The 14,314-nt window shown below is 28.0% G+C and carries 21 protein-coding genes; 15 read left to right on the top strand and 6 right to left on the bottom strand.

Annotated features, from left to right (window positions below):
* Together AVBRAN9331_RS09010 and AVBRAN9331_RS09005 are read left to right on the top strand one after the other, a co-directional pair.
* On the top strand, positions 1–343 hold a 343-nt coding region (locus AVBRAN9331_RS09010), incomplete at its 5' end, for a M48 family metallopeptidase (RefSeq protein ID WP_336612856.1).
* A 122-nt stretch (positions 344–465) separates the two neighbouring features.
* Complete coding sequence (locus AVBRAN9331_RS09005; RefSeq protein WP_336612855.1) at positions 466–717, top strand: hypothetical protein; 252 nt, start codon at positions 466–468, stop codon at positions 715–717.
* Here the strand turns inward: AVBRAN9331_RS09005 and AVBRAN9331_RS09000 are convergent.
* A complete protein-coding gene (locus AVBRAN9331_RS09000) occupies positions 702–1,037 on the bottom strand; it encodes a hypothetical protein (protein ID WP_336612854.1) in 336 nt (111 codons plus the stop codon). The genes AVBRAN9331_RS09005 and AVBRAN9331_RS09000 overlap by 16 nt on opposite strands.
* An 83-nt stretch (positions 1,038–1,120) precedes the next feature.
* Between AVBRAN9331_RS09000 and AVBRAN9331_RS08995 the strand changes: the two genes are divergently transcribed.
* Positions 1,121–1,267, top strand: a complete 147-nt coding sequence (locus tag AVBRAN9331_RS08995) for a hypothetical protein (protein ID WP_336609784.1) — start codon at positions 1,121–1,123, stop codon at positions 1,265–1,267.
* A gap of 1 nt (position 1,268) precedes the next feature.
* On the top strand, positions 1,269–1,394 hold the full coding sequence (locus AVBRAN9331_RS08990; RefSeq protein WP_275591988.1) for a hypothetical protein: 126 nt from the start codon (positions 1,269–1,271) through the stop codon (positions 1,392–1,394).
* Between the two features lie 67 nt (positions 1,395–1,461).
* On the opposite strand, the gene AVBRAN9331_RS08985 is transcribed toward AVBRAN9331_RS08990, so the two are convergent.
* Both AVBRAN9331_RS08985 and AVBRAN9331_RS08980 read right to left on the bottom strand, forming a co-directional pair.
* Complete coding sequence (locus AVBRAN9331_RS08985) at positions 1,462–2,544, bottom strand: hypothetical protein (protein WP_336612853.1); 1,083 nt, start codon at positions 2,542–2,544, stop codon at positions 1,462–1,464.
* Positions 2,545–3,442: 898 nt separating this feature from the next.
* The gene (locus AVBRAN9331_RS08980; protein WP_239803294.1) at positions 3,443–3,784 is read right to left on the bottom strand and encodes a hypothetical protein; all 342 of its coding nucleotides are present in this window, start codon (positions 3,782–3,784) and stop codon (positions 3,443–3,445) included.
* 121 nt (positions 3,785–3,905) lie between these two features.
* Here AVBRAN9331_RS08980 and AVBRAN9331_RS08975 point away from each other — a divergent pair, with 121 nt between their 5' ends.
* The gene (locus AVBRAN9331_RS08975; RefSeq protein ID WP_214117650.1) at positions 3,906–4,181 is read left to right on the top strand and encodes a helix-turn-helix domain-containing protein; all 276 of its coding nucleotides are present in this window, start codon (positions 3,906–3,908) and stop codon (positions 4,179–4,181) included.
* On the top strand, positions 4,153–5,055 hold the full coding sequence (locus tag AVBRAN9331_RS08970; RefSeq protein ID WP_336612852.1) for a hypothetical protein: 903 nt from the start codon (positions 4,153–4,155) through the stop codon (positions 5,053–5,055). The genes AVBRAN9331_RS08975 and AVBRAN9331_RS08970 overlap by 29 nt, the downstream gene beginning before the upstream one ends.
* Before the next feature lie 13 nt (positions 5,056–5,068).
* On the opposite strand, the gene AVBRAN9331_RS08965 is transcribed toward AVBRAN9331_RS08970, so the two are convergent.
* The 3 genes from AVBRAN9331_RS08965 to hemB are packed head-to-tail and all read right to left on the bottom strand — an operon-like array spanning position 5,069 to position 8,440.
* Positions 5,069–6,109, bottom strand: a complete 1,041-nt coding sequence (locus tag AVBRAN9331_RS08965; protein WP_336612851.1) for a quinone-dependent dihydroorotate dehydrogenase — start codon at positions 6,107–6,109, stop codon at positions 5,069–5,071.
* Positions 6,110–6,119: 10 nt separating this feature from the next.
* Positions 6,120–7,463, bottom strand: a complete 1,344-nt coding sequence (gene hemN / locus AVBRAN9331_RS08960) for an oxygen-independent coproporphyrinogen III oxidase (protein ID WP_214120077.1) — start codon at positions 7,461–7,463, stop codon at positions 6,120–6,122.
* A 2-nt stretch (positions 7,464–7,465) separates the two neighbouring features.
* Positions 7,466–8,440 carry a porphobilinogen synthase gene (hemB, locus tag AVBRAN9331_RS08955; protein WP_214117646.1) on the bottom strand — a complete coding sequence of 325 codons (975 nt, stop codon included), beginning with the start codon at positions 8,438–8,440 and terminating at the stop codon, positions 7,466–7,468.
* Positions 8,441–8,496: 56 nt separating this feature from the next.
* Here hemB and ribA point away from each other — a divergent pair, with 56 nt between their 5' ends.
* The 9 genes from ribA (at position 8,497) to AVBRAN9331_RS08905 (ending at position 14,284) form a co-directional block, all read left to right on the top strand.
* Positions 8,497–9,060: a GTP cyclohydrolase II gene (ribA, locus tag AVBRAN9331_RS08950; RefSeq protein ID WP_239803297.1), complete on the top strand. Its 564-nt coding sequence runs from the start codon at positions 8,497–8,499 to the stop codon at positions 9,058–9,060.
* On the top strand, positions 9,053–9,610 hold the full coding sequence (gene rsmG, locus AVBRAN9331_RS08945) for a 16S rRNA (guanine(527)-N(7))-methyltransferase RsmG (RefSeq protein WP_214117644.1): 558 nt from the start codon (positions 9,053–9,055) through the stop codon (positions 9,608–9,610). Before ribA ends, rsmG begins: the two co-directional genes overlap by 8 nt.
* A gap of 65 nt (positions 9,611–9,675) precedes the next feature.
* A complete protein-coding gene (gene ccoN / locus AVBRAN9331_RS08940; RefSeq protein ID WP_214117643.1) occupies positions 9,676–11,145 on the top strand; it encodes a cytochrome-c oxidase, cbb3-type subunit I in 1,470 nt (489 codons plus the stop codon).
* Between the two features lie 11 nt (positions 11,146–11,156).
* Complete coding sequence (gene ccoO / locus AVBRAN9331_RS08935) at positions 11,157–11,849, top strand: cytochrome-c oxidase, cbb3-type subunit II (protein ID WP_214117642.1); 693 nt, start codon at positions 11,157–11,159, stop codon at positions 11,847–11,849.
* A 9-nt stretch (positions 11,850–11,858) separates the two neighbouring features.
* Positions 11,859–12,056 carry a cytochrome c oxidase, cbb3-type, CcoQ subunit gene (locus tag AVBRAN9331_RS08930; protein ID WP_214117641.1) on the top strand — a complete coding sequence of 66 codons (198 nt, stop codon included), beginning with the start codon at positions 11,859–11,861 and terminating at the stop codon, positions 12,054–12,056.
* Positions 12,056–12,898, top strand: coding sequence for a c-type cytochrome (locus AVBRAN9331_RS08925; RefSeq protein ID WP_336612850.1), 843 nt, complete (start codon positions 12,056–12,058; stop codon positions 12,896–12,898). Before AVBRAN9331_RS08930 ends, AVBRAN9331_RS08925 begins: the two co-directional genes overlap by 1 nt.
* 3 nt (positions 12,899–12,901) lie before the next feature.
* Positions 12,902–13,117, top strand: a complete 216-nt coding sequence (locus tag AVBRAN9331_RS08920; RefSeq protein WP_214117639.1) for a DUF4006 family protein — start codon at positions 12,902–12,904, stop codon at positions 13,115–13,117.
* A 94-nt stretch (positions 13,118–13,211) separates the two neighbouring features.
* Positions 13,212–13,763, top strand: coding sequence for a hypothetical protein (locus AVBRAN9331_RS08910; RefSeq protein ID WP_214117638.1), 552 nt, complete (start codon positions 13,212–13,214; stop codon positions 13,761–13,763).
* Complete coding sequence (locus AVBRAN9331_RS08905; protein ID WP_214117637.1) at positions 13,760–14,284, top strand: FixH family protein; 525 nt, start codon at positions 13,760–13,762, stop codon at positions 14,282–14,284. The genes AVBRAN9331_RS08910 and AVBRAN9331_RS08905 overlap by 4 nt, the downstream gene beginning before the upstream one ends.
* Positions 14,285–14,314: the final 30 nt, after the last annotated feature.

The raw sequence follows: 14,314 nt of genomic DNA, 5'->3' as shown, positions 1-14,314 counted from the left end.
CCTTGAAACTGATGAAAATAAAGAAAAATTACTTAATGATTTTTATAAAATTCAATCAAAAGAAATCTTTAGCGAAATTTTAAAAAGATTTTGTGTGATTGTTGGTAAAGATATAAAAGCTTTGAAAGTGCGAAAAATGAAAACTCGTTGGGGTTCTTGCAATACGAAAAAATCTTATATAAATCTAAATACCGAATTAATTAAAAAAGATATATTAGCAATAGAAGCAGTGATTATGCACGAATTAACACACCTTTATCACGCTAATCACTCAAAGGCTTTTTATACCACGCTTTTAGGATTTATGCCAGATTATTACGAGCGAATAAAATTACTAAAATAGAAAAAGAAATTTAAAAATATTTACATTAAGCTTTAATTTTATTTAACCCATTAAATATTTTAATATTTATTTTAGAGTTTTTTAATAAAATTAAAATTCTAATATCAATTCAAAGGAATAAAATGAAAAAACTTTCACTAGGTTTAATTTTAGTTAGTATTTTAAATAGTACTGTTTTAGCTTATGAAAATAGATATTCTATTGAACAAGAATATGCAATTATTAATTCTTGTATTGGAGTCTTACCTTTTACAGCTAATAAGCAAGAGTGTATATGTGCTTTGAAGTTGACACAAAAAAAATACCCTTATTATGAAAATAGCAAAGGTTTTAATAAAACATTTGATAAAAATTTAAATTATTGTGAGAAGTAATTTTGATTTCTATACTTTAGTCTAGAATTAACAAAATCATCTCCAAGAACTTGTCTTTCGAATTCAAATCTATCTTGGGGGCTTAAATAATTATAGTATTTTTGCAATTTTTCTATAGTATCACGTCTTGGGTTATCACTATCTCTTTCTAATAATTTTTTTAATGATTCATAAAAATTTTTTATATCTTCATTAGATGTTAAATTTTCTACTTGCTCTGCTAATTCTTTAGCAATTTTAGCAAGAGTTGTATTGTTGATGATAATATAATTTTTTATTTTTTCCTTAAGTTCTTCTGCTATTTCTTTGTTTGTTTTCATTTTTTTGTCCCCAAATGTCCCTGGTTATTATTATATCATTTTGTAAGTTTTGCAAAACTAAAATAATTTTTAAGGAGAACGCGATGAATAAAAACGCGATGGATAAAGAAGCAGCAGCAAGAATTCAATCAAGCGAAGCTAAGAGAAATGGTGGTATTGTAAGCAAAGATAGTTTTGCAGCAAGAGCTCAAAGAGCAGCTAATAAAAATAGCAATAAAAAAGGAGAATAAAATGGCAATGTCTCAAGAAGAATTAGATTTATGGTCAGATATTAATAATCCAAATAACGATGCTTGTATGGATGATTGGGCTGATGCACATAATCCAAATAATGAAGATTATTTAGGTGATGATTAATATATTTAGCTAGCCTATAGGCTAGCTTTGTAATAATTGAATATAATTAGATTGTTATTTTCAAATTCTAGTTATTTTTTGTAGCGCTTTCTTCTTTTTTATTCTCTTTAGATTTTTCTAAATCTTGTTCATTTTGTTCTTTGCTTTCGTTGTTTGTTTTATCGTTACCATTTTCTGTATTAGCAATATTTTGCTTTTTACCATCTCTTATTATGTGAATGTCTTTTTTGATAAGTTCAACCTTTATGGTTTTTTTGCAATAATCTAATGTTTTGCCTATTTCCATATTTTCACTGCATAACTCTACATAAGCAATATCTCCTAAAGTTGATAATACTTTTACATCTTTTAGCTCAATATAATTGCCTTTATAGTGATATTTGTTATTTTTGTCATAAAAACCATCAAACATATCTTTTATAAAGCTATTTTTATCAACCATTATTGTAGCGTAGTAATCTCCTAAGCCAGAAAGAGATAAAGTTTTGATGTTAGATAACATAAAAATGTAAATTGACATAATACATGTGATAATTCTTATATAATTTATATTATTGTTATTGCCTTTATATAGTATGCCAATATGCAAAAAAATCATTACTGCAAATAAAAAAATATATAAATATATAAATTGTTTTTCATAGTAAAAATAGAATATAAAAAACCCTAATAAATACACTAATAATACTGGAAGTATAAGAAGTACATATAAAATAAGTTTTGATGCTTTATTTTTTTCTTTTACATTTTTAATTTGCCACACTAATTCTGTTGAAATGTATAAAATAAATATTAAAAATAAAAACCAAGATAAATTAGAAAATCCAAAAGCTAAGAATTGCTCAAATGTAAGTTCTATTGGGTATTGTAATGTAAAAACATATACTACACCATAATTAAAAGCAGAACCTATAATTAGTATTAGTAATAAAATTTGCCCTAAAGCAAGAGATATTTGTCCATATTTTTTAATATTTTTATATATCCATCTTGTTGTTATTCTGTTAGTTTGGAAAAAATCTTCATCATTTTGTCCTTTGTTTGTAGAAGTTATAGGTTTATCTTGTATCTGCTTATGATTTCTTTGTAAACATGGAAAAATATTGTTAAATAGTTCTATAGTTTTGTTTTTGTATTTTTTTATACTCATTTTCAACCTTTAAATATTTTTTTATATTGTAGCAGATTAATATATTGTGAATTTTATTTGGTTATTGTTTGTGAAGTAAATGCAATAATACTTTTTACAAAAAAGTAAGAAAATGTATTTTGTAATTTTAGAATCGTTAGTCAAAAGTCAAATCTTATATAAATTTGTAGTTTTATATTTTGATAATTTTTATAAATTCTTTTGCCATCTTTTTAATTTAAAAATTAATAGTAAGAATTGATGAGATTTTGAAGTTTAAAAGAATTTGTATAAAAGATTGGCTAAAATATAAAAGAGCTTTTAATGGTGATTTAGTGTAATTTATGAAAAGTATCTTAGAATTTGATTTAAATTCGTTAAAAAGCACAAATTGTAGTTAAAAAATAATCGTAAGTGCAGTCAATAAAATAAGGCTATTTGATAATTATTATAAAAAATATTTCTAATAAATTTAGCTAGATTTTTATAACAATGAAATGATTAAAACCTTTAATAATAAAAGATAAATATTCAAAGCAATAGGCTACAACACAACATAGATTTATTAATGCTTACTTATTAATTGTTCTAAAAGTTAAAATATATTTGTGGGCTAGTAGTAAGAAGTTATTTTTTAATAATCGTTTTAGTAAAAAATCTGTATTAAAATACTTGTATGGATATCATTTATTAATGCTATAAAATATAAATTTGGCTTTAAAAGCCAAATTTTAGTTTTGATTTTTGCTGTGGTAATAACATAAATATATTAATCCAATAGACGCAACTATATTACCGACTAAGTTAGCTACTAACATAAAATATAAAACAGATATTACAATGCCAAAAATAAATACCTAAAATAATAACTAGGATTAAGTCCTTTAAATGCTTTATTAAAAAAATCTTTCATAATTTCTTACCTTAATAATGGATTATTGCTTTTTGTTTTAGCTTTTAGTTTTTTAATTACTATGCCTTTTTTGTTGATACAAAAAACATTAGAATCATTTATATTTGGGCTAAAAGAACTAATCTTAACGAAATCATAATGCCACATTTCACATTCATTAGAAGAACTAATTCTGCTAGGTGCTCCGAATTTCTCTTCTAAATCACTTTTGCTAGATTTGTTAATTACAATGCTATCAAGCTCATCTTGGGTAATCTTAGTGCCTTCAGTATAGGTTGTGAAATTATCAATAGCAGCACAAGAGCTAAAAGCTAATGCAACCAATGAAAACAAAAATAATTTTTTCATTTTTTCTCCTTAAATAAATTTAAAAGCAAATTTATCATAAATAAATTAATTTATCCTATAGGATATAGATTTTAAATTTTTATATTGTTTAAATTATTAGATTTTACCTATAGGATAATGTATGAAAAACACTGAAGAAATAGAAGAATTTTATAAATTAGTATCAAGTAATGTTAAAAAATTTAGAACCGAAAAAAACATAAGCCAACTAGATTTAGCCCTAAGTATAGGCATAAAATCAATAGCCTTTTATTCAAATTGCGAAAACAACAAAAACGGCAAACATTTTAACCTAGAGCATATTTATAATATTAGCAAGGTTTTAGGCGTTGATATTTGCGAGTTGTTAATGGGGGGGGGTATACAAAATGAATTGCATAAAAGAAGCTTTGATTAATGTAGCTAATTTTGATTTAAGAGCTACTATGAGTAGGCGTTCGTATGCCTTTATGATTTTTGTTTTTCCGATTTTAGCTTTTGGCTTGTTTTATTGTTTGATAGAGTTTTCAAGATTTGTGCGTTTAGTTTTAGCTAATAATGTAGATTTTACTTTTATTAAAAATGATTTTATGAGTTATTCTCAAATTGTTTTTCAGGGTTTATATGCTAATTTTTATCTTGCTATTGATTTTATACTAATTCTTAGCACTTTACAAAGGCTTAATTCAATCACAAAAAATAAAATAATCAAAACTATGATTGTAATAATAGCGTTTTATCTTATTGATTATTATTTAGTATGCTTTCATTGGCTTAGGGTTTATTTAGAAGATAATTTTATGCTTTCATTTGGTTATAAAGCCATTGGTTTTATTATTTTTTTCATACTTGCACTGATTTTATCAATGATAAAAGAAAGGCATTTTAATGAGATTACTCCAAAACGCTCTTTAGCTTATTTTTTAACTTTAGATTTTAGCTCAATTGCTAGTAAGACTAATTTGATAATACCTTTTAGTTTTTATCTTGGTATTACTATTGTTTTAACTATTTTTATCGTTGGAATAGTGTTTATAATGGCATTAACTGAACTTAGCATAATAATAATGCCTATTATTTATATTGATATATTTTATTTATTAAATCACTATAAATCAAACATTAGAGCAATTACAAAAATAATCACTCTAATATCTTTTATGGCTTTTTATATTCAAATTATTTGCTTTGATAGAAGCGGTATTTTTTATGAATATATGAATAGATTATTTTTATTTTCATTTATTTTAGTCTATATTCTAGCAATGCGAAAAATCAAGAATTTGAAATAGGAATTTCAAATTCTTATAATTCTACGCCGATGGCTTGATTAATCGAGCTTAAGCCGTCGTTTTCTATTAATTTTGTAAGCTCATCATTTATATTTCTAGCAATTCTAGGTCCAACGAAAATCATAGATGAAAGCACTTGAACTAAACTAGCACCCCATTTTATACGCTCATAAGTTTGAGCTGCGTCAAATATCCCGCCACTACTAATAATTATGCCTTTTTTATGCACGCTTGGTGCGATTGCTTTTAGCATATTTAAAGACTTTTCGGCTAATACTTTACCACTTAAGCCGCCAACCTTGGTCAAATCAGGCTTTTTGCTAAGCGAATAATCTTGCGTAGTATTGCTTAAAATCACTCCACAAGCATTAGTATTTAAAGCTGTTAGACTTAATTCAGTAGCCAAGCCAAAATCCATATCAGGAGCAAATTTTATAAATTTTGGCACATCATTAATAGCATTTAGCCTAGTAAAAATTTCTTCAATAAATTTAGCATTTTGTAAATCTCTTAGATTTGGAGTATTAGGCGAACTTATATTAATTACAAAAGCGTCTGCATAAGGCTTTAGCTCACGAACTAAAATCTCATAATCATTTATCGCTTCTTCATTAGGTGTAACTTTATTTTTACCTATATTTATAAAAATCGGAGGTAGTTTTGAGAAATTCTCACGCATTAAATTTGCTTTTGCAACTTCTACGCCGTCATTATTAAACCCCATTGCATTGCGAATGCTAAGCTCATCTACTAATCTTTCAATTCTTGGGCGAGGATTACCTGGCTGAGCCTTAGGAGTGATTGCTCCGACTTCAATGAAACCAAAGCCAAGATTTGCTAAAGGAGCTACTACTTCAGCATTTTTATCAAATCCAGCTGCAAGTCCAATAGGATTAGAAAATTTCATATTGATTAATTCATTTTCTAAATTCTTATAAGTTTTTTTATAATCAACTACTTTTAAAAATCTTTGAGTTTTAAGAGCTTTGATTACTAAATGGTGCATATCTTCAGGGTCAAACTTAAATATAACTTTTTTTGCTAATTCATACATTTACTTACCTTTATAATGTTTTTGAAAAGGTCTTTTCACCTTTATTTTTCATATAAGCATCAAATCCCATACAAATATTACGGATTAATAATGTGCCTGTTTCATTTACTTTTATTTCATCATCGCTAATTTGTAAAAATTCAGCATAAGTTTTTAAATACTCTTTTGCGTCGTTAAAATAATCCCAAAATACTATTTTAAATTCTTTTTCAATTTCTTTAATATTAAGACTAAAATTAGCCATTAAGCTCATTATTACAGCTTTTCTAATTAAATCATCATTATTAAGTTTAATTCCCCTATGAAATGGTAATTTGCCATTATCAATAGCTGCTTCATAAAGGTTTAAATCTTTATAGTTTTGTGCGTAATAATTAAGTCCTTCTCCAATACTAGTAAGCCCAACGCCAACCAAAATAGCTCCACCTTTTGTAGTATAACCTTGAAAATTCCTATGAAGTGTGCCATTTTCTAAAGCCTTAAATAATTCATCATTAGGTTTTGCAAAATGATCCATTCCTATCATTTTATAACCATTTTCGCCTAAAAATTTCGCAGTATGTTTTAGAATTTCTAACTTAGTTTTAGCTTCAGGAATAGTGCTTTCATCAAATTTTCTCATATTCTTTTTAATCCAAGGCACATGAGCGTAATTAAATACAGCAAGTCTATCAGGATTTATTTTTAAAATTGTCTCAAGTGTTTTGCTAAATGAGTTTAAATCCTGATAAGGAAGTCCGTAAATTAAATCAGTATTTATACTTTTTACTCCATTTGCTCTTGCTAGTTTTACCGCATTTTCTGTAATTTCGTAAGGTTGAATTCTATGAATTTCTTTTTGCACTTTAGGGTCAAAATCTTGCACACCAAAACTAATTCTATTTATGCCGTATTTTGCAAATACGCTCATTTGTTCAACATTTAAAAATCTAGGGTCAATCTCACAAGAAAGCTCGCTATCAGGTAAAAACTCAAATATTTCATTAATTTTTTTAAGCAAGATTTCAAGTTGAGCTGCGCTAAAAAATGTAGGCGTTCCACCGCCAAAGTGCATTTGAATAGCTTTTTTTGTCTTAAGATGAGTTTTTAAAATATCAAGCTCTCTTAAAATATAATCTAAATACCTTTCTTTTTTATCTTCATTAGCTGTATAAATTACATTACAGCCACAAAAATAACAAGCCGAACGACAAAACGGCAAGTGAAAATAAAGCGATAAAGGCTTATTCTCGTTACTTTCTAAATCTTTTATAAAATCATCATATTTATAATCTTCGCCAAACTCAATAGCTGTTGGATATGAAGTATATCTTGGGCCACTTGTTTGATATTTTGCTAATACACTAAAATCCATTTTTATCCCCTTAACATTTCGGCTAATTCTTTAGCGTGATAAGTGATTATTAGTTTTGCACCCGCTCTTTTAAAACTAATCATAGTTTCCATTAAGATTTTTGGATAATCTACAAGCCCAGCTATTCCAGCGTTTTTAAGCATTGAATACTCCCCGCTTACATTATAAACACATAGTGGAAGTAGTGAGTTTTGGCTAATTTCTTTAACTACATCTAAATATGCTAAAGCAGGTTTTACCATCAATATATCAGCACCTTGTTTTTCATCTTCTAAGCTCTCATTTAAAGCTTCTTTTCCGTTTGCATAATCCATTTGATAAGCTTTTCTATCGCCTTTTTTAGGAGCTGAATTAGCCACATCACGGAAAGGTCCATAATATGCACTTGCGAATTTGGTTGAATAAGCCATAATAGGTAAAGTATCAAAGCCATTTTCATCTAAAGTAGTTCTTAAAGTTTTTATTATTCCGTCCATCATTCCACTAGGTGCAATCATATCCACACCAGCTCTAGCCATTACTAAAGCTTGTTTGCTAGAATTTAAAAGCGTAATTTCATTATTTAAATATCCATCTTCATCTAATACCCCGCAATGTCCGTGGTCTGTGTATTCACAAAAGCACAAATCTGCAATTAAATATAAGCTATCACCAAAACGCTCTTTAATAGCTCTAATAGCACGAGCTATAAGCCCATTATCGCTCATTGCATCACTTCCGCAACTATCTTTTGCACTTTCATCTAATACGCCAAATAATAAAATACTCTTAATTCCAAGCTTTAAACATTCATTACATTCTGCTAGTAATTCATCAAATCCTAATTGATAAACTCCTGGCATTGATTTAATCTCAATTTTTGCACTTTTTTTATCTACTACAAATAAAGGGTAAATCAAATCGTTTAAGCTAAGTTGGTTTTCCTTTACTAAATCCCTAATTATAGGGCTTTTTCTAAGTCGTCTAAATTTACGCACACTAAACTCCTTTTTTTGTATAATTAAGGCTAATTAAATCAAAAAAGAGTTAAACAATGTTAGTTGAAATTTCAAAACAAGCAAATTTACCTACAAGATTTGGAAATTTTATTATCCAATCTTTTAAAGAAAATGAAAAAGAGCATTTAGTAATTATGAAAGGCGAAATTAGTGATGAGATTAATGTTCGTATACATTCTGAATGCCTTACAGGTGATGCTTTAGGTTCGCTTAAATGCGATTGTAGAGACCAATTAAAAGCATCTTTAAGATATATTGAAGCAAATGGCGGAATGGTTATTTATCTTCGTCAAGAAGGTCGTGGAATAGGTCTATTTAATAAAGTAAATGCTTATAATTTACAAGATAATGGATTTGATACACTTGAAGCGAATTTAAAACTAGGTTTTAAAGATGATGAAAGAGATTATAAAATAGTTGATTTTATACTTGAATATTACAAAATTAAAAGCGTAAGATTGCTTACAAATAATCCTTTAAAATTAAAAGCTATTAGTAAAGATGTAAAACGCATACCATTAATAATGCAAAGCAATGAATACAATAAACAATATCTAAAAGTTAAATCTTGCAAAATGGGGCATATGCTAAATGAATAATGAATTTTTAGCTTTTATAAATTCATATGAAGATGAATTAAAAAAATACAATAAAGTTCATAATATTACAAGATTAAAAGATATAAAAGCAGCAGCACTTGATAGTATTGAAATACTTAATTTCGTAGAATTTAAATCAGGAATTAATATAGCAGATATTGGCTCAGGTGCTGGTTTTCCTGCTATATTTTTAGCTTTTTTAAAAAGAGATTGTAATTTTTATTTGTATGAGCCAAGTTATAAAAAATCAGCATTTTTATCGCTAATTAAAGCTAAGTTTAATTTAGATAATGTGTTTATTAAACCTATAAAAGTTGAATGTGAAAAAGACTTAAAATGCGATTTGATAACTTCAAGAGCTTTTGCAAAAACAGAACTAATTGTTACTTTATGTAATGATATAACCAATGATAATACGAAATTTATTTTATACAAAGGCTCATTCGTAAAAGATGAGCTAGATTGCTTAAATGAATATAAATTACACGAGAGAAATAATAGAATTTTTTTAGAATTTTATAAAAAAGATTTCAAAATTATTACAAATTAAGCTTAGTTTATTTTTTTTAAGATTATAATTAGCAGATTATTTTAATTTCTATTTAAGGAGCAGTTATGGCAAATCCATCGCAAAATCTTGGCTATGATTATACCGTAGCTAAGTGGTTTATGTTCGCATGTATTTTGTTTGGCATAATCGGTATGGGAATTGGAACTTTAATCGCGTTTCAATTAGCATTTCCTGAGCTAAATAATATTGCAGGTGAATATTCTACATTTGGCCGCCTAAGACCACTTCATACAAACGGAGTTGTTTATGGCTTTATGCTTTCAGGTATTTGGGCTACTTGGTATTATGTAGGTCAAAGAGTTTTAAAAGTTTCTATGAAAGAATCAAAATTCTTAATGTTCATAGGTAAAGCTCATTTTATAATCTTTATGATTACTATATTATTAGCTGTTGTAAGTCTTTTTGCTGGTGTTACAACTTCAAAAGAATACGCAGAACTTGAATGGCCTTTTGATATAGCAGTTGTTGTTATTTGGGTTTTATGGGGTATGGGAATTTTTGGACTTATTGGAATTCGCCGTGAAAAAAGTCTTTATATTTCTATTTGGTATTACATTGCGACATTTTTAGGCGTAGCAATGCTTTATTTATTTAATAATATGGAAGTTCCTACAAAATTAGTTACAGGAATGGGTTCTTGGCTTCATTCAGTATCTATGTATGCAGGAAGTAACGATGCTTTAATTCAATGGTGGTGGGGACATAATGCGGTTGCTTTTGTTTTCACGGTTGCAATTATTGCTGAAATATATTATTTCTTACCAAAAGAAAGTGGTCAGCCAGTATTTTCTTATAAATTATCACTATTTTCATTCTGGTCTTTAATGTTTATATATTTATGGGCAGGCGGACACCATTTGATTTATTCAACCGTTCCTGATTGGATGCAAACAATGGGTTCAATTTTCTCTGTTGTATTAATATTACCAAGTTGGGGTAGTGCAATCAATATCTTACTTACAATGAAAGGTGAATGGCACCAAGTAAAAGAAAGCCCATTAATTAAGTTTATGATTTTTGCTTCAACATTTTATATGTTTAGCACACTTGAGGGTTCAATTCAATCAGTTAAATCAATCAATGCTCTAGCACACTTTACAGACTGGATTCCAGGACACGTGCATGATGGAACACTTGGTTGGGTAGGATTTATGACTATGGCTGCAATTTATCATATGACTCCAAGGGTATTTAAAAAAGAGATTTATAGTAAAAAAATTATGGAATACCAATTTACTATCCAAACTTTAGGAATTGTATTATTCTTTAGCTCAATGTGGATTGCTGGAATTACTCAAGGTATGATGTGGAGAGCTTATGATGATTATGGAACTCTAACTTATTCATTTATTGATACTGTTATAGCACTACATCCTTATTTTATAATAAGAGCTATTGGTGGTTTATTATATTTAATAGGATTTTTTATGTTTGCTTATAATATTTATAAGTCGGTTACTTCAAGCAGAAGCGTTGAAGTTGAACCAAAATCAGCAAGTCCAATGCAAGCGTAAGGAGGTAAAAAATGTTTAGTTGGTTAGAAAAAAATCCTTTCTTTTTTGCAGTATTTGTATTTGTTGTTATTGCTTATGCTGGTGTTGTAGAAATTCTACCTGCATTTAGTCCTAACGCTAGACCAATTGAGAGCAAAAAGCCTTATACAGCTTTAGAACTTGCAGGTCGTCATGTTTATATTAAAGAAAGTTGTAATGCTTGCCATTCGCAATTAATTCGTCCATTTAAAGCAGAAACAGATAGATATGGTGCTTATTCAAAAGCAGGTGAATATGCTTATGATAGACCATTTTTATGGGGTTCAAAAAGAACAGGTCCTGATTTAATGAGAGTTGGTAATTATAGAACTACTGATTGGCACGAAAATCATATGAAAAAACCTGTTTCTGTAGTGCCTAGTTCAATTATGCCTGAATATCCACATTTATTTAAAAAGAATTCAGATTTAGATACAGCTTATGCTGAAGCTTTAACTGTTAAAAAAGTTTTCAATGTTCCTTATGATGAAGAAGGTTATCCAAAATTAGGAACTTACGAAGACGCTCGTAAAATGATGGTAGAACAAGCTACACCTATTGTTGATGCAATGAGCGATGAAGAAGTAAAACAAGCGTTTGAACCTTGCCGTGCAAATGCACTTGATAGTAAATGCGAAATTAAAGAAATAGTTGCATTGATTGCGTATTTAAATAGTTTAAAGTAAGGAAGAATTATGAGTTTGGTTGAACTTGTGCAATATCAAGGACATGCTTATTTTTTCCTTGTGGCGTTTTTGACCTTTGTGCTTTATGCTTATATTATTCATTTATATAAAGCACAAAGAGAAGGTAAAAAAGATTATGAAAAATATGCAAATCTTGCATTAGATGATGATATTAATTCATCTTTATTAGAAAATAGGAGAAAGTGATGAAATGGTTAAATCTTTCTGATAATGTAAATTTACTTTCTATAATTGGTGCAGTTGTTATTGTTGCTACCGTATTGATAGTAAGTTTAAATGTATTTAAACAGATGAGAATTAAAAGAAAAGATGCTGAAACAAGCGAGCACGAATGGGATGGAATAAGTGAATATAAAAACCCATTACCAGTAGGTTGGGCTGTTATGTTTATCGTTTTAATAGTGTTTGCTTTATGGTATTTTTTAATAGGTTTTCCACTAAACAAATATTCATCAATAGGTGAATATAATGAAGAAGTAGCAAGTCATAATGCAAAATATAAAGAAAAATATGTAGCATTTGATGATGAATCTAAATTAAATATGGGTAGAAATGTATTTTTATTACATTGTGCTCCTTGTCATGGTGCTGAAGCAACTGGAATTAATGGTAAGGCTCAAGACTTAACTAAATGGAGTAGCGTTGCTGGAATTTTAGATATTTTAGAAAACGGCTCAACAGGTTTAGGATACGGAGAAATGCCAGCTGGTTTAGTTGACGGAGATGACGCAAAAGCAGTTGCAACTTATGTAGCAAATGGAATGCAAGGTGAAGTTGGTAAAGATGTATTTGAAACAACTTGTGCAGCTTGTCACGGAGAAAATGGAGAAGGCACTGAAGGTGTAGCGCCTGCATTAAATATCTATACTAAACCTGATTTTATTAAAATGGTTTTAGCTAGCGGTAAGATAGCAAGTGCTGATGCAAGCGTAAAAGTAATAGGAGCAATGCCAAGCTTTAAATCAATGCTAAGCGATGAGCAAGTAGATGCAGTTGCTCGTTATGTAAGCACATTATCAAAGGAGTAAAAAATGGATAATCATAATAGAAATGTGTTTGGATTACACGGAATTACAGGTATGTTAATAGCTACCGTTTTATTATTATCAATCCTAGTTGGGCTTACTATTTGGGGAATAAATGTTCAACAAAAAGAAATCAGAAATCCTTATAAACTAGAAAAAATTGAAGATGCTAAAATGCACGAAAATAGAAGTTTAGAAGATTTTAGAAAGGACGCAAAATGAGCAAGTTATTAGAAACAATTATAGTTTTAGGAATGGTTGTGTTAGCAATAGTTACAGCTTGGTCAGTTTTAACTCCTAATCATTTAGGTATAGGATGAAAAAGCTAATAATTATAATGCTTTTAGCTCTTGTGAATTTATTTTCACAAGAGCCTTTAAGTAATGAAGTATTAAATGAAATAAATATTTTAAGTAATGATTTAGAGCAAAAAACAGGTATTAAAACAAGTGTTTTAATATCAAATGAAATTCCTTTTAAAGATTTAAAACAAAGTATTAAAACTGATAAAAATTATGCAATTATAGTAATTAGCCTTAAAGATAAAAAGTTAGATGTTATAAGTGATTTAGGATTAGATTTTAGAAGTGTTACCGAATATTATTATTTAAAATATGGATTTTTCCCAAAACAAGGTGCAATATTGCCAATACTTACTCAACCTAAAGGAAAAGATTTAGTAAATGCAGCGATTTTAAATGGGTTTGCTGAATTGTGTGATGTAATTGCAAGTAGTAAAGGTGTAGAACTTGAGTATTCTTACGGGGATTTAAATGATAATATTATAAATACAATTAGAACTATTTTTTATATTTTTACTATTGTTTTTATAGTAGTTTTAATTAGAAGAAAGGTAAAGAAAAAATGATAAAAGAAGGAAGACATTGGCCTTATTTGATTGTTGGTTCAATCATTTTTATGATGATTGCTTGTATTTACACCGTTTATTTATCTTTTGATTATCCAGTAGATGAAGATGAAAGTTATTTTTTAAAATATCAAGATGTTGAGAATAATTACGCAAAAATCAAAGAAAACGAAAAATTATTTTTAGATAATTTTGCTTTTAGGGTTTTAGGCGATAAAACAAGATTAGATGTTACTAAACGCCCAGCGGTATTTGTAGATAATGAAGTGATATTACAAGTTAAAGAAAAGTCTAATTTAAAAGCAAGCAATATAAGCGTAAAGGCAAAATTAACAAGACCACACACAAAATATGAAGATAAAGAAATCATAGTAAATTATGATGATAATTTAAAAGAATTTAAAGCTGATTTAGGAGATATTTCTAATGGACGCTGGACTTTATTGATTGATTTTAAAATCAACGAACTTTCAAAATTTTATAAACTTGAACTTTGCAAAAATCAATGTAAAAAAGCTTAATATTAAAGCTTTTTTACGCTATAACTACTC

The sequence above is a fragment of the Campylobacter sp. RM9331 genome (assembly GCF_020137685.1).
In the GTDB taxonomy this organism is placed as follows: Bacteria; Campylobacterota; Campylobacteria; order Campylobacterales; family Campylobacteraceae; genus Campylobacter_E.
The sequence above is the reverse complement of the archived record's forward strand: the minus strand, read 5'-3'. Positions and strand labels throughout refer to the sequence as shown.

Excerpts from the sequence above, each read along its gene's own strand:
- hemN (WP_214120077.1), bottom strand. The coding sequence starts at position 7,463 with ATGGATTTTAGTGTATTAGCAAAATATCAAACAAGTGGCCCAAGATAT.
- ccoN (WP_214117643.1), top strand. The coding sequence starts at position 9,676 with ATGGCAAATCCATCGCAAAATCTTGGCTATGATTATACCGTAGCTAAG.
- AVBRAN9331_RS08930 (WP_214117641.1), top strand. The coding sequence starts at position 11,859 with ATGAGTTTGGTTGAACTTGTGCAATATCAAGGACATGCTTATTTTTTC.
- AVBRAN9331_RS08995 (WP_336609784.1), top strand. The coding sequence starts at position 1,121 with ATGAATAAAAACGCGATGGATAAAGAAGCAGCAGCAAGAATTCAATCA.
- AVBRAN9331_RS08985 (WP_336612853.1), bottom strand. The coding sequence starts at position 2,544 with ATGAGTATAAAAAAATACAAAAACAAAACTATAGAACTATTTAACAAT.
- AVBRAN9331_RS08970 (WP_336612852.1), top strand. The coding sequence starts at position 4,153 with ATGAATTGCATAAAAGAAGCTTTGATTAATGTAGCTAATTTTGATTTA.
- AVBRAN9331_RS08920 (WP_214117639.1), top strand. The coding sequence starts at position 12,902 with ATGGATAATCATAATAGAAATGTGTTTGGATTACACGGAATTACAGGT.
- ccoO (WP_214117642.1), top strand. The coding sequence starts at position 11,157 with ATGTTTAGTTGGTTAGAAAAAAATCCTTTCTTTTTTGCAGTATTTGTA.
- AVBRAN9331_RS08905 (WP_214117637.1), top strand. The coding sequence starts at position 13,760 with ATGATAAAAGAAGGAAGACATTGGCCTTATTTGATTGTTGGTTCAATC.
- rsmG (WP_214117644.1), top strand. The coding sequence starts at position 9,053 with ATGAATAATGAATTTTTAGCTTTTATAAATTCATATGAAGATGAATTA.
- AVBRAN9331_RS08910 (WP_214117638.1), top strand. The coding sequence starts at position 13,212 with ATGAAAAAGCTAATAATTATAATGCTTTTAGCTCTTGTGAATTTATTT.
- AVBRAN9331_RS08975 (WP_214117650.1), top strand. The coding sequence starts at position 3,906 with ATGAAAAACACTGAAGAAATAGAAGAATTTTATAAATTAGTATCAAGT.
- AVBRAN9331_RS08990 (WP_275591988.1), top strand. The coding sequence starts at position 1,269 with ATGGCAATGTCTCAAGAAGAATTAGATTTATGGTCAGATATTAATAAT.
- ribA (WP_239803297.1), top strand. The coding sequence starts at position 8,497 with ATGTTAGTTGAAATTTCAAAACAAGCAAATTTACCTACAAGATTTGGA.
- AVBRAN9331_RS09005 (WP_336612855.1), top strand. The coding sequence starts at position 466 with ATGAAAAAACTTTCACTAGGTTTAATTTTAGTTAGTATTTTAAATAGT.
- AVBRAN9331_RS08980 (WP_239803294.1), bottom strand. The coding sequence starts at position 3,784 with ATGAAAAAATTATTTTTGTTTTCATTGGTTGCATTAGCTTTTAGCTCT.
- AVBRAN9331_RS09000 (WP_336612854.1), bottom strand. The coding sequence starts at position 1,037 with ATGAAAACAAACAAAGAAATAGCAGAAGAACTTAAGGAAAAAATAAAA.
- AVBRAN9331_RS08925 (WP_336612850.1), top strand. The coding sequence starts at position 12,056 with ATGAAATGGTTAAATCTTTCTGATAATGTAAATTTACTTTCTATAATT.
- AVBRAN9331_RS08965 (WP_336612851.1), bottom strand. The coding sequence starts at position 6,109 with ATGTATGAATTAGCAAAAAAAGTTATATTTAAGTTTGACCCTGAAGAT.